Here is a 15,644-nt window from a genome sequence, read left to right on the forward strand (position 1 = left end):
CGGTGCAGTAGCGCCACCCCTAGCCTCGACGCGACAGCCATCCGTCGCGCCCGCCCGGCCACCGGCGGGCGCGACGACTGGTGCCACCGGAATGGGAGCGGCCATGGATTCTGCGGCGGGCTCGGAAGTCTCCGTCACCGAAGCGGTCAACGCGCTACGGGCATCCCTGCTGGAAAACGAGCGCCTGCGCAAGCAGAACCAGAAGCTGCTGGCCGCGGCGGCCGAGCCGATCGCCGTGGTCGGCATGGCCGGCCGCTACCCGGCCGGGGCCAACGACCTCGACGGCCTGTGGCGGCTGCTGCTCGACGAGACCGACGCCATGACCGAGCCGCCGACCAACCGCGGCTGGGAGCTGTGGAACTCCAGCATCGACGGCGTTGGCGCGTTCCTCGACGACATCGCCGGTTTCGACGCGGCGTTCTTCGGCATCTCCCCGCGCGAGGCCGTCTCGATGGACCCGCAGCAGCGGGTGCTGCTGGAGGCGGTCTGGGCGGCGCTGGAGAACGCGGCCATCGTGCCGTCCTCGTTGCGGGGCAGCCGCACCGGCGTCTTCGTGGGCGGCACCCCGCAGGAGTACGGCGCGCTGCTCACCCGCTCACCCGAACTCAACGACGGGTACGGCGTCACCGGCGTCCCGGCCAGTGTGCTCTCCGGCCGCGTCTCCTACGTCCTCGGCCTGGAGGGGCCGACGCTCACCGTTGACACGGCGTGCTCGTCGTCGTTGGTCGCGCTGCACCTGGCCGTGCAGTCGCTGCGCAACGGCGAGTGCGACCTGGCCCTCGGCGCGGGCGTGCTGCTGCTCTCCTCGCCGGCCATCTGGGACGAGTTCGCCCGACAGCGGGGGCTCGCGGGCGACGGCCGGTGCAAGTCGTTCGCGGACACCGCCGACGGCACGGGCTGGGGCGAGGGTGTCGGCGTCCTGGTGCTGGAGCGGCTGTCCGACGCACGGCGCAACGGCCACCAGATCCTGGCCCTGCTGCGCGGCTCGGCCGTCAACTCCGACGGCGCCTCGAACGGTCTCACCGCGCCGAACGGCCCGTCCCAGCAGCGGGTGATCCGGGCGGCACTCGCCAACGCCGGACTGACACCGTCCGATGTGGACGTCGTGGAGGCGCACGGCACCGGAACCAAGCTGGGCGATCCCATCGAGGCGCAGGCCGTCCTCGCCACCTACGGCCAGCAGCGCGAGCGGCCCCTGCTGCTGGGGTCGATCAAGTCCAACATCGGCCACCTGCAAGCCGCCGCGGGCGTCACCAGCGTCATCAAGGTGATCCTGTCGCTGCGACACGGGGTGGTCCCGGCGTCGCTGCACATCGAGACGCCGAGCCGTGAGGTCGACTGGACGGCCGGCTCGGTCGAACTGGTGACGTCGGCGCGACCCTGGCCGGCAACCGGCCGCCCGTGGCGGGCGGGCGTGTCGTCGTTCGGCATCAGCGGCACGAACGCACACGTGATCGTGGAACAGGCGCCACCGGCGGCCGAGCCCGAGCCCCGCCGCGCCGACGTCACCGGGCTGCCACTCGTGGTGTCGGCGCGCTCGCGGGCCGCGCTGGACGCTCAGCTCGCCCGCCTGGACACCTGGCTGGCCACCCACCCGGACGTGCCGGCCGTGGATGTGCTGTGGACGGCGGCCACCGGACGCGCCGCACTCGAACACCGCGCCTACCGCCTCGGCCTCGACCAACCCTGGCAGACAGGACTCGAACCCGGACAGGGCGGCATCGGTCTGCTGTTCACCGGCCAGGGCTCCCAACACCCCGACATGGGCACCCACCCGTTGCTCGCCGAGGAGTACGCGCGGGTGAAGGCCCTGTTCGACCCCGCTGTCTTCGAGGGTGACCCGGATTCGACGGGGGTGGCTCAGCCCGCGGTGTTCGCGTTGCAGATCGCGTTGTGGACCCTGTGGGAGTCCTGGGGTCTGCGGCCGGATCGGCTGATCGGGCATTCGGTGGGTGAGCTGGCTGCCGCCGTGGTCGCGGGGATCTGGTCGCTGGAGGACGCCTGCCGGGTGGTGACCGCCCGAGCCCGCCTCATGCAGGCACTCCCCGCCGGCGGGGCGATGCTGGCCGTGGACCGACCGGTCACCGACGTGCCCGAGAGCATTTCGATCGCCGCGGTCAACAGCCCCACCTCCACTGTCCTTTCCGGACCGGAGGCCGAGATCGACGCGATCGCCGAGACACTGCGGGAGTCCGGCGCGCGGGTGAAGCGACTGCGGGTCTCGCACGCGTTCCACTCGGCGTTGATGGAGCCGATGCTGGCTGACTTCGCCGCGGTGTTCGAGGACGTCGAGTTCCACGAGCCCCGGATCCCGGTCATCACCACCAGCGGCGCGGGCGGCGACATCACCACACCCCAGTACTGGGTGGACCAGGTGCGTGCCACGGTGTGTTTCGCCGACGCCGTGCGCGCCGCGATCACCGACGGGGTGGACACGTTCCTGGAGATCGGCCCCGACGCCGTCCTGACACCGATGGTGGCGGAGGTCGACGACACCGTCGTGGCGATCCCGGCCCAGCGCAAGGACCACGACCAGCTCCACGACGCGCTGGGCCGGATGTGGCAGCGCGGCTTCGATCCTGAGTGGACCGAGATCCTGCCGCGCGGCGTCCACGCCGACCTGCCCACCTACGCCTTCGAACACCGTCCCTACTGGGTCACCCTCGCCGCCGAGGACGACAGGGTCGACCCCGCCGACGCCGAGCTGTGGCAGGCCATCGAGTCCGGTGACGTGGCCGCGCTCGCGGCCGAGCTGGGCATTCCCGACCAGCCCCTCACCACGGTGGTCCCGGCCCTCTCCGCCTGGCGCGCCCGCCGCCACCAGCGCGCGGTGAGCGATTCCTGGCGCTACCACCTCGTGTGGAAACCGGTCCCGACCGCGGGCGCGCCCGCGCCGACCGGCCGCTGGCTGATCGTGGTCCCCGAGGGCGTTGACGCCTCGCCCGTTGCCGAGGCACTGGCCGGCGCCGCGGTGGACACCCTGGTCGCGACCGGCGACTGGGCCGACCGGCTGGCCACCCGCACCGATGTCGACGCGGTGCTGTCACTGCTCGCCCTTGACGAGCGCCCACATGCCGAGCACCCCGAACTCGCGGTCGGCCTCACCGACACCCTCACGCTGATCAAGACCCTCGCCGCGAACCTGCCCGCGACGGCCCGCTGGATCATGACGCGGGGTTGCCGTGACCGGCCCGCACAGGCCGCGGTCTGGGGCCTCGGCCACGTGGCCGGCCTCGAACACGCCGCACCTGGCGGCCTGGTCGACTGTGCCGACGACGCGTTCCTGCCGCACCTGCCGGCCGCGCTCGCGAGCGGCGAGGACCAGGCGTGTCTGGTGGCCGACGGCGTCCTCGGCCGCCGGATGGTGCACGCGCCCCTGGCCGACGCTGGCCCCGCGCAGCCGTGGATGCCCCGCGGCACGGTCCTGATAACCGGCGGTACCGGCGGCATCGGCGCGCACCTGGCCCGCTGGGCGGTCGCGAACGGCGCCGAGGGTCTCGTGCTCACCAGCCGTCAGGGCATCGCCGCCCGGGGCGCCGAGGAGCTGCGCGACGAGCTGACCGCGGCCGGCGTGGCGGTCACGGTCGCGGCCTGCGACGTGGCCGACCGGGATGCCGTGGCCGCGGTGCTCGCCGACATCCCCGCCGAGCGGCCGCTCACCGCGGTGCTGCACGCGGCCGGCGTGGCCCGGCACACGGAACTGTCCGAACTGGACATCGACGAGCTGGCCGACGTGATGCGCGGCAAGACGTTGGGCGCGCGCTGGCTCGACGAGCTGACCGCGGAGCTGCCGCTCGACGCGTTCGTCCTCTTCTCCTCCGGTGCCGCCGCCTGGGGCGGTGCCACGCAGGGCGCTTACGCGGCCGCCAACACCTACCTCGACGCCCTCGCGACCGCGCGGCGCGCCCGCGGCCTGCCGGCCACCTCGATCGCGTGGGGCGCCTGGCAGTCCGACGGCATGGCCGAGGGAGCGGCACGCGAACTGATCCAGCGCCTCGGTCTGCGCCTCATGGCACCCGAGTCGGCCATCACGGCCCTGCGCGACGCCGTCGAGCACGCCGAAACCACCCTCGCGATCGCCGACATCGACTGGTCGCTCTTCGCGCCTGGCTACCTGATGAGCCGGCGCCGGCCGCTCATCGAGGACATCGCCGAGGTCGCCGAAGCCCTCGCCGACGTGGGGGTGACCGTCGGCCCGGACTCGGGTCTGCGCGGCGAGTTGGCCGGGCTGCCCGCAGCCGATCGCCGTCGGCGGCTGATCGACGTGGTCCGCTCGGCCGCGGCGACCGTGCTGCGGCACGAGTCGGCTGACGGCATCGCCGTCCACCGCTCCTTCCAGGAGTTGGGTTTCGACTCGCTCACCGCGGTCGAGCTGCGCAACGAACTGGCCCAGGCCACGGGCGTGCGCCTGCCGGCAACGCTGGTCTTCGACCACCCGAGCGTGCAGGACCTCGCCGCCCACCTCGACGAGCAACTGGGTGGTGGCACCGCGCAGGCCGTCGCCGTGGCGCAGGCCGCGCGCACCGGTGACGACCCGATCGTCATCGTGGGCATGGCCTGCCGCTATCCGGGCCACGTCACCGGTCCCGAGGACCTGTGGGAACTCGTTCGCGACGGGATCGACGCCATCGGATACGCGCCCGCTGATCGCGGCTGGGGCGCCGACGGCCGCGAGTTCACCGGCTTGGGCGGCTTCCTGGCCGAGGCCGGCGACTTCGACGCCGAGTTCTTCGGCATCTCCCCGCGCGAGGCCGTGTCGATGGATCCGCAGCAGCGGCTGCTGCTGGAAACCGCCTGGGAGACCCTGGAACGCGCCGGCATCGACCCGGCCTCGTTGCGCGGCAGCCGCACCGGCGTCTTCGTGGGCGGCGCCGTGCAGGAATACGCCACCCTGTTGGTCAACTCGGCCGAGGGCGCGGCCGGGTACACCATGACCAGCTCTTCGGGCAGCGTGCTCTCCGGCCGCGTCTCCTACGCCCTGGGGCTGGAGGGGCCGGCCGTCACGGTTGACACGGCGTGTTCGTCGTCGTTGGTCACGCTGCACCTGGCCGCGCAGGCGTTGCGCGGTGGCGAGTGCGATCTGGCGCTGGCCGGTGGCGTGACCGTGATGGCCACACCCGGCATCTTCCAGGAGTTCGGGCGGCAGGGCGGACTGGCGGGCGACGGCCGGTGCAAGTCGTTCGCTGACGCGGCCGACGGCACGGGCTGGGGTGAGGGCGTGGGGCTGCTCGCCTTGCAGCGACTGAGCGACGCGCGCCGCGACGGCCACCGGATCCTGGCGGTGGTGGCTGGTTCGGCGGTGAACCAGGACGGCGCGTCCAACGGCCTCACCGCACCCAACGGCCCGTCACAGCAGCGGGTGATCCGGGCCGCGCTGGCCGGCGCCGGGCTGGCACCGTCCGATGTGGACGTGGTGGAGGCGCACGGGACGGGTACGCGGCTGGGCGACCCGATCGAGGCGCAGGCCCTGCTGGCCACCTACGGGCAGGAGCGTTCGACGCCGCTGCTGCTGGGCTCGGTCAAGTCGAACATCGGGCACACCCAGGCCGCCGCGGGCGTGGCGGGGGTCATCAAGATGGTCCTGGCGATGCGGCACGGCGTGGTGCCGGCGACGTTGCACGTGGACGAGCCGAGCCAGCAGGTGGACTGGTCCGCCGGGGCCGTGGAACTGGTGACCTCGGCGCGCCCCTGGCCCGCAACCGACCGACCGCGCCGGGCCGGGGTGTCCTCGTTCGGCATCAGCGGCACCAACGCGCACGTCATCCTCGAACAACCACCCGCGCCTGAGCCGCCACCGGTGGCGGGGGACCCGGCTGGTCCACTCGTTGTCTCGGCGCGGACGGCCACCGCGTTGGACGCCCAGATCTCCCGGGTGACGCAGTGGCTCGACGACAACCCGGACGTCCGCAGGGCCGACGTGGCCTGGTCGCTGGCGACCACCCGAGCGGCACTCGACCACCGCGCGTTCCTGCTCGACGGAACCTGGCAGCGGGGCACGGTGCTGCCGGGAGCGCTGGCGGTTCTCTTCACCGGCCAGGGCTCGCAGCACGCGGACATGGGCACACACCCGCTGCTCGCCGAGGAGTACGCCCGGGTGAGGGCGTTGTTCGACCCCGCCGTCTTCGAGGGTGATCCGGATTCGACGGGGGTGGCTCAGCCCGCGGTGTTCGCCCTGCAGATCGCCCTGTGGTCGCTGTGGGAGTCGTGGGGTCTGCGGCCGGATCGGCTGATCGGGCATTCGGTGGGTGAGCTGGCCGCCGCCGTGGTGGCGGGGGTGTGGTCGTTGGAGGACGCCTGCCGGGTGGTGACCGCCCGAGCCCGGCTGATGCAGGCACTGCCGGCTGGCGGGGCGATGCTGGCCGTGGACCGACCGGTGACCGAGGTTCCTGACGCCGTCTCGATCGCCGCGGTCAACAGCCCCACCTCCACCGTCCTTTCCGGACCGGAGGCCGAGATCGACGCGATCGCCGAGACACTGCGGGAGTCCGGCGCGCGGGTGAAGCGGTTGCGGGTCTCGCACGCGTTCCACTCGGCCTTGATGGACCCCATGCTGGCCGACTTCGCCGCGGTGTTCGAGGACGTCCAGTTCCACCAACCCCGGATCCCGGTCATCACCACCAGCGGCGCGGTCGGTGACATCACCACACCCCAGTACTGGGTGGACCAGGTGCGTGCCACGGTGTGCTTCGCCGACGCGGTGCGCACCGCCGTGGCCGACGGGGTGGACACGTTCCTGGAGATCGGCCCGGACGCCGTGCTCGCCCCGATGGCGCTCGAAACCGTTCCCGAGGTCGTCGCCGTCCCGTCCCTGCGCAAGGACCACGACCAGTTGACCACGGCCCTGGGCCGGATGTGGCTGGCCGGCTTCAACCCGGACTGGAGCGTGGTCCTGCCGCGCGGTGCGCACGTGGACCTGCCGACCTACGCGTTCCAGCACGAGCGCTTCTGGGTCACGCCCGCGCCCGCGAACAGTGCGGGCAACGGTCCCGACGCCGAGCTGTGGCAGGCCATCGAAACCAGCGATGTGGTCGCTCTCGCGGCCGAGCTGGGCATTCCCGACCAGTCCCTCACCGCGGTGGTGCCGGCGCTCTCCGCCTGGCGGGCCCGCCGGCAGGAGCGGGCCACCGTGGACAGCTGGCGGTACACGGTCACCTGGCGGCCGGTCTCCCTGCCGCGATCCCCGCGGTTGGCCGGCCGCTGGCTGGTCGTGGTCCCCGAGGGCGTTGACCCCTCGGCCGTGACCGAGGCACTGACCGGCGCGGAGGTGCGCACCCTCGTCGCGACCGGGGACTGGACCGAGCACCTCGACGCCGACGCCGTGTTCTCGCTGCTCGCGCTCGACACCCGACCCCACCCCGAGCACCCCGAGCTGACCCGCGGCCTGGCCGACACCCTCCGCCTCGAACAGGCACTGCGCCGCACCGGATCGCCGGCGACCCGGTGGCTGCTCACCCGCGGCGCCGACAGCGACCCGGAGCACGCCGCCGTGTGGGGTCTCGGGCAGGTGGCGAGCCTGGAACACCCGCAGGGCTGGGGCGGTCTGGTCGACTGCGCCGACGACGCCGGCCTTCGCTACCTCGCGGCGGCGCTCACCAGCGGTGAGGACCAGCTGCGGTTGAGCGCTGACGGTGTGCTGGCCCGGCGGTTGCGCCACGCCCGGCCCGAGGATCCGGCCGCCGCGCCCTGGAGTCCGCGCGGCACCGTCCTCATCACGGGCGGCACCGGCGGCCTCGGCGCGCACCTGGCCCGGTGGGCGGCCGAGCACGGTGCGGAGCGCCTCGTCCTCACCAGCCGGCGGGGTATCGCCACACCGGGCGCCGAGGCGCTGCGCGACGAGCTGACCGCGACCGGGGTGGCGGTCACCGTGGCCGCGTGCGACGTGGCCGACCGCGACGCCCTGGCCGCGCTGCTCGCCGAGCACCCGCCGAACGCCGTGCTGCACGCGGCCGGCGTGGCCCCGTACGCCGACCTGGGGCTCATCGGGCCGGCCGAACTGGCCACGGCGTTGCGGGGCAAGGCGATCGGCGCGCGCTGGCTCGACGAGCTGACCGCGGAGCTGCCGCTCGACGCGTTCGTCCTCTTCTCCTCCGGTGCCGCCGCCTGGGGCGGTGCCACGCAGGGCGCTTACGCGGCGGCCAACGCCTACCTGGACGCCCTCGCGACCGCGCGGCACGCCCGCGGCCTGCCCGTCACCTCGATCGCCTGGGGCGGCTGGGACGGTCCCGGCATGAGCGCCGACGCCGACCACGCCGCCCTGGCCCGTCGCGGCCTGCGCCTCATGGACCCGGCACTGGCCCTGACCGTGCTGGCCCGCACCGTTGGCTCAGGCGTGTCGCACCTGGTCGTGACCGACATGGACTGGGCGAAGTTCGCGCCGGGGTATGCCGTGGCCCGCCGCCGCCCGCTGATCGAGGACATCCCCGAGGCCGCCTCGGCCCTGGCCGACCAGGGTGACAGCGCTCCGGGCGCGGGCGAGGAGCTGCGCGACCGGCTCGCCCCGCTGCGCCCGGCTGACCGCCGCGACCAGCTCACCCAGTGGGTCCGCGCCGAGGCAGCCGAGGTCCTCGGGCACCACGACCCGGCCGGCATCCCGGCCGGTCGGCCCTTCCAGGAGCTGGGTTTCGACTCGCTCACCGCGGTCGAGCTGCGCAACCGCATCGCCCGGGGCAGCGGCCTGCGCCCGCCCGCCACGATGGTCTTCGACCACCCGACCCCGGCCGCCCTGGCCGACTTCCTGCTCGCCGAACTGTTCGGCGCGCAGCCGACCGAGGCCGAGACCACGGCGCCCGTCCCGGTCGCCGACGACCCGGTCGTCATCGTGGGCATGGCCTGTCGCTACCCGGGTGGCGTGCGCACGCCCGACGACCTGTGGCGGCTCGTCGCTGAGCAACGCGACGCGGTGGGCCCGGTTCCGGCCGACCGCGGCTGGCAGAGCTGGCCGGGCGACGCGGGCGGCGCCGGTGGCTTCCTGCACGACGTGGCCTCGTTCGACGCCGCGTTCTTCGGCATCTCGCCGCGCGAGGCCCTCGCCATGGACCCGCAGCAGCGGATCCTGCTGGAGACCGCGTACGAGGCACTGGAATCGGCCGGAACCGGCCCGGCGGGCCTGCGCGGCAGTCGGACCGGCGTGTTCGTGGGCGGCACCGTCCAGGAGTACGCGCCGGTCCTGGTCAACTCGCCCGAGGGCGGCAGCGGGTACACCGCCACGGGCGCGTCGTCGAGCGTGATGTCCGGCCGCATCAACTACGTCTTCGGCTTCGAGGGCCCGGCCGTCACCATTGACACGGCCTGTTCCTCGTCGCTGGTGTCGATGCACCTGGCCGCGCAGGCGCTGCGGGCGGGGGAGTGCGACCTGGCGCTGGCCGGCGGCGTGGCCGTGATGGTCACCCCGGGCGCGTTCGCCGAGTTCGGCAAGCAGGGCGCCATCGCGGGTGACGGCCGCTGCAAGGCGTTCTCGGACAGCGCCGACGGCACCGGCTGGGCCGAGGGTGTTGGCCTGCTCGTGCTGGAGCGCCGCTCCGACGCCGAACGCCACGGCCACCCCGTCCTGGCCGTGCTGCGCGGCTCGGCCGTCAACTCCGACGGCACGTCCAGCGGCCTGACCGCGCCGAACGGCCCCTCCCAGCAGCGGGTCATCCGGGCGGCGCTGCGCGCCGCGGGGCTGGCACCGTCCGAAGTGGACGCCGTCGAGGCGCACGGCACCGGCACGACGCTGGGCGACCCGATCGAGGCGCAGGCGGTGCTCGCCACCTACGGCCAGGACCGCGCCGAGCCGCTCTACCTCGGCTCGATCAAGTCGAACATCGGCCACGCGCAGCACGCGGCCGGCATCGCCGGGGTCATCAAGATGGTCCAGGCCATGCGGCACGGTGTGCTGCCCGCGACCCTGCACGTGACCCAGCCGAGCAGCGAGGTCGACTGGTCGTCCGGCGCGGTCGAACTGCTCACCGAGGCCCGGCCCTGGCCCGCCGTTGACCGGCCGCGTCGGGCCGCTGTCTCGGGCTTCGGCATGAGCGGCACCAACGCGCACGTCATCCTGGAACAGCCGCCCGCGTCGCCCGTGCCGCCGCCCGCCCCCAGCGGGCCACTGCCGTTCGTGCTCGGCGCGCACTCCGAGCAGGCGCTCACCGAGGTGGCCGCGGCACTGGCCGCCACGTCGTTCCCGCCGGCCGACCTGGCCGCCACGCTCGCGGTCGCGGCACGCTCGCACCTGGCGCACCGCGCCGTGGTGGTGGCCGACGGCACCGACGACCTCGCCGCCGGGCTGCGCTCGCTCGCGCGCGGACAGGCCAGCGCGGACCTGGTTCGCGGCGTCACCCGCGAGCAGGGCCGCATCGCCTTCGTCTTCCCCGGGCAGGGCGCGCAGTGGCAGGGCATGGGCCGCGAGCTGTGGGCCAGCTCGCCGGTGTTCGCCGAGTGGATGAGCCGCTGCGCCGAGGCCCTCGCCCCGTACGTGGACTGGGAGCTGCGTGAGATGGTCGAGACCGGCCCCGGCGCGGCGGTCGACGTGGTGCAGCCGGTCTCCTGGGCGGTCATGGTGTCGCTCGCCGCGCTCTGGCGCGCCGCCGGTGTCGAACCCGACGCCGTGGTGGGCCACTCCCAGGGTGAGATCGCCGCGGCCGTCGTGACGGGCGCGCTCACCCTCGACGAGGGCGCCCGCATCGTGGCCTCGCGCAGCAAGGTGATCGGCGCGACCCTGTCCGGCCGGGGCGGCATGGTCTCGGTCACCCTCGACGAGGAGGCGGTGGTCGCGCGGATCGCGCCCTGGGCCGGCCGCGTCTCGCTGGCGGCGGCCAACAGCCCGGAGTCCACCGTGGTCGCGGGTGAGCCGGAGGCGCTGCGGGAGTTCCTCGACGCGTGCGCCGAGGACGGGATCCGGACCCGCCGCATCGCCGTCGACTACGCCTCGCACACCGCCCAGGTCGACGCCCTGGAGGCGGCCGTCACCGGGGCCCTCGCCGGCCTCGCGCCGGTCACCGCGCCGATCGCGTTCTGCTCCAGCGTCACCGGCGACGTCCTCGACACGGCCGCGCTCGACGCCGCCTACTGGTTCCGCAACCTGCGCTCGACCGTGCGCTTCCGCGACGCCGTGGAGACGCTGATCGACACGGGGCACACGGTCTTCGTCGAGGTCAGCTCGCATCCCGTGCTCGCCGTGGCGGTCGACGCCACGGCGGGCGGCCGGGACGCGGCGGTCACCACGACCGGCTCGCTGCGCCGCGACGACGGTGGCCTCGGCCGGTTCGCGCGCTCGCTGGCCGAGGTGTGGGTGGCCGGCGTGGCTGTCGACTGGCCGGCGCTGCTCCCCGACGGGCGTCGGGTCGCGCTGCCGCCCTACCCGTTCCAGCGCCGCCGCTTCTGGCTGGACGCGGCCCTCCCGTCCGCGCGCGGCGCCGACCCGGCGGACGAGCGGTTCTGGTCGCTCGTCGAGTCGGGGGCCCTCGCGGCCGAGCTGGACGTGCCCGCCGAGGCCCCGCTGTCCGAGCTGCTGCCCGCCCTGTCCGGCTGGCACGAGCGGGCGCGGCGCGGTTCGGTGGCCGACCGCTGGCGCTACCGGCTGGTCTGGAAGGCACTCGCGGACACGGCCCCCGGACTGCTCTCCGGCAGCTGGCTCGTCCTGGGCCAGGCCGCCGGACCGGACATCGCGCACGCGCTCGCAGCGGCCGGCGCGACGGTGATCACCGAGCCGAGCCAGGCCACGCAGGAGCTGGCCGGCATCCTCGTGGCGCCCGCCGACCCGAGGGACACCGTCCTGCTCACCCAGGCGCTCGACAAGGCCGGGCTGGGCGCGCCGCGCTGGTATCTCACCCGCGACGCCGCCGACCGCCCCGACCAGGCCCAGATCCGTGCCATCGCCCAGGTCGCCGGCCTCGAACAGCCGCAGACCCACGGCGGTGTCGTCGACCTCGGGCCCGGCGGTGTCGCGCGGCTCGCGGCCGCCCTCACCGCCGGCCAGGACGAGGTGCGCGCCACCGGGGCCGGCCTGTTCGCCCGCCGGCTCACCCGCGCCCCGCTCGGCGCGGCACCCCGCACCCGGATCTGGCGGCCGCACGGCACGGTCCTCATCACCGGCGGCACCGGCGGCATCGGCGCGCACCTGGCCCGCTGGGCCGCCGACCAGGGCGCCGACCACCTGCTCCTGGTCGGGCGGCGCGGTGACCGGGCGCCCGGCGCGGCCGAGCTGCGCGACGAACTGTCCGCCCGCGGCGTGCGGGTCACCGTGGCGGCCTGCGACACGGCCGACCGCGCCGCCGTGGCCGACCTGCTCGCGGGCATCCCCGAGGAGCACCCGCTCACGGCCGTGCTGCACGCGGCCGGCACCGGTGGCGGTTACGCCGAGCTGACCGGACTAGACCCGGACGATCTCGACGCCACGGCCGCCGGGAAGGTCGACGGCGCGCGGCACCTCGACGAGCTGACGGCCGGCCTCGACCTCGACGCGTTCGTGCTGTTCTCGTCGGGCGCCGCGGTGTGGGGCAGCGCCGGCCAGGCCGCGTACGCGGCGGCCAACGCGTACCTGGACGCCCTCGCGGCCGAGCGGCGCGCCCGCGGCCGGACCGCCACCTGCATCGCGTGGGGCGCCTGGGGTTCCGGCGGCATGCTCAGCGCCGACAGCGCGGCCGGTGAGCGGCTGGCCCGCCTCGGCGTGCGCATGATGGACCCGGCGCCCGCGATCGCCGCCCTGGTGCAGGCCGTCGAGCACGACGAAACCACGCTCACCGTGGCCGACTTCGACTGGGAGCGGTTCGCACCCGGATACACGATGACGCGTCGCCGCACGCTCATCGCGGACATCCCCGAAGCCGCCGCGGCCCTGGCCGGCGACGGGGAGCAGCCCGCCGCGGCGAGCGGCACCGACCTGCGCGACTCGCTGGCGGGGCTCACCGACTACGAGCGCCGCGCCCTGCTCGTCGAGGTGCTGCGCGAGGAGATCGCCGCGGTCCTCGGCCACGACGATCCCGCCGAGATCCGGGAGGACCTGCCCTTCACCGATCTCGGGTTCGACTCGCTCACCGCCATGGAGCTGCGCAACCGGCTCACCGCCCGAGCCGGCGTCAAGCTGCGGGCCACGCTCGTCTTCGACTTCCCGACCACCGAGGCGCTCGCCGGCCACCTGCTGTCCACAATGGACATGAAGGACGCGGCGCCCGCCCGCGAGCTGGCCGGTGCCGAGGACATCGACCGCGAGCTGGACCGGATCGAGCGCGCCCTGCCCTCGGTGGGCGGGGGCGCCGCGGCCGACGCGCTCGGCGACCGGCTGCGCCGGATGCTCGCCACGCTCAACGCGGGCCACGCCACCGCCCTCGACGACGTCAGCGACGACGAGCTGTTCGACTTCATCGACCGCGATCTCGGGGTGTCCTGACCGACCGGCGACGACCCTGCCCGACGCACGCAGACAGGAAGCACCACATGGCCGAGGACGACAAGATCCGCACGTACCTGCGGCGGGTCACCGCGGAGTTGCAGCAGACCCGGGCCCGCCTGCAGGAGGCACAGGACCGCAATCGCGAGCCGCTGGCCATCACCGGCATGGGCGCACGCTTCCCCGGCGGCGCGGACACCCCCGACAAGCTCTGGCAGCTGGTCGTCGACGAGGTCGACACCATCGGAGCGTTCCCCACCGACCGCGGCTGGGACCTCGGCGCGCTGTTCGACCCGGACCCCGACCTGCCGGGCAAGACCTACACCACCGAGGGCGCGTTCCTGCGCGAGGCGGCCCACTTCGATCCAGCGCCGTTCGGCATCTCGCCGCGCGAGGCCCGTTCCATGGACCCGCAGCAGCGGCTGCTGCTGGAAACCTCGTGGGAGGCGGTGGAGAGCGCCGGCATCGCCCCGACCTCGTTGCGCGGCACCCGAACCGGCGTCTTCGTGGGCGGCAACGCGGTCGAACACACCACGCTGCTGATGAACTCGCCCGAGGACCAGGGATACGCGCTCACCAGCGGCTCCGGCAGCGTGCTCTCCGGCCGCGTCTCCTACGTGCTTGGCCTGGAAGGCCCCGCGGTCTCGGTCGACACGGCCTGCTCGTCCTCGCTGGTCGCCCTGCACCTGGCCATGCAGGCGCTGCGCCAGGGTGACTGCACCCTCGCGCTCGCCGCGGGCGCCGGCATCCTCGCCACCCCGGGCGCGTTCGTCACGCTCGCCCGCCAGCGCGGCCTCGCCGCCGACGGCCGGTGCAAGGCGTTCTCCGACGGCGCCGACGGCATCGGCTGGGGCGAGGGCGTCGGTGTCGTCCTGGTCGAGCGGCTCTCCGACGCGCTCGCCAACGGCCATCCCGTGCTCGCGGTCATCCGGGGCAGCGCCGTCAACCAGGACGGCGCGTCCAACGGGCTGTCCGCGCCCAACGGGCCGTCCCAGGAACGGGTCATCACGGCCGCGCTCGCCAACGCCGGACTGGCACCGTCCGATGTGGACGTGGTCGAGGCGCACGGCACCGGCACCCCGCTGGGCGACCCGATCGAGGCCCAGGCGCTGCTCGCCACCTACGGCCAGGAGCGCGCCGAACCGCTCTGGCTCGGCTCGATCAAGTCGAACATCGGCCACACCCAGGTCGTCTCGGGCATCGCGGGCGTCATCAAGATGGTCCTGGCCCTGCGACACCGCCGGATGCCCAGGACCCTGCACGTCAGCGAGCCCACCCGCGAGGTCGACTGGACCACCGGTGCTGTCCGCCTGCTCACCGAGGCCCGCGACTGGCCCGATCCCGGCCGCCCGCGCCGCGCCGGCGTGTCCTCGTTCGGCATGAGCGGCACCAACGCCCACATCATCCTCGAAGAGGCCCCGCAGGTCCCGACCGAGGAACCCGGCAGCGACGCCGAGAGCGGGGTTCTCCCGTGGGTGCTCTCGGCGGCCTCGCCGTCGGCGTTGCGCGAGTACGCGCGGCGCCTCGCCACCCACGTGGCCGACCACCCCGAGCAGACCGCCAGCGACATCGGGCGCTCGCTCGCCACCACCCGCGCGGCCCTGGAACACCGGGCCGTCGTCGTCGGCTCCGGCCGCGACGAGTTGCTCGCGACCCTCGACGCCGTCGCCACCGACCGCGCCGATTCGGCCGTGGTCCGCGGCACGGCCAGCCGCGCCAAGGTCGCGTTCGTCTTCCCCGGCCAGGGCGCGCAGTGGGCCGGGATGGGCCGCGAACTGTGGGACTCCTCGCCCGTGTTCGCGGCCGCCATGCAGCGCTGCGAACAGGCCCTCGCCCCGTTCGTCGACTGGTCGCTGCGCGAGGTGGTCGAACGCGGTGACTTCTCCGACGTCGCCGTGCTGCAGCCGGCCACCTTCGCGATCATGGTCTCGCTCGCCGAGCTGTGGCGCTCCTACGGCGTCGAACCCGGCGCGGTCGTCGGGCACAGCCAGGGGGAGATCGCGGCGGCGGTGGTGGCGGGTGGGTTGTCGCTTGTGGATGGTGCGCGGGTGGTGGCGTTGCGCAGTGCGGTGATTCGGGATCGGTTGTCGGGTGGTGGGGGGATGGTGTCGGTGGGGTTGTCGGTGGGGGAGGTGGAGGAGCTTCTTGGGTCGTGGGGTGGTCGGGTGTCGGTGGCGGCGGTGAACGGGCCGGGGGCGACGACGGTGGCGGGTGAGGTTGGGGTGTTGGGTGAGGTGGTGGGGGAGTGTGTGCGGCGGGGGGTGCGGGTGCGGCGGGT

The 15,644-nt window shown here is 74.4% G+C and carries 2 protein-coding genes; both read left to right on the top strand.

Features of this window, described 5'->3' with window-relative positions:
* The first annotated feature begins 91 nt into the window (after positions 1 to 91).
* On the top strand, positions 92 to 13,366 hold the full coding sequence (locus LX83_RS36600; RefSeq protein ID WP_456356016.1) for a type I polyketide synthase: 13,275 nt from the start codon (positions 92 to 94) through the stop codon (positions 13,364 to 13,366).
* Positions 13,367 to 13,443: 77 nt separating this feature from the next.
* Positions 13,444 to 15,644 (top strand): type I polyketide synthase (locus tag LX83_RS36610; protein WP_407649762.1); only part of this gene is annotated, 2,201 nt, incomplete at its 3' end.

The sequence above is a fragment of the Goodfellowiella coeruleoviolacea genome (assembly GCF_024171785.1).
Lineage (GTDB): Bacteria > Actinomycetota > Actinomycetes > Mycobacteriales > Pseudonocardiaceae > Goodfellowiella > Goodfellowiella coeruleoviolacea.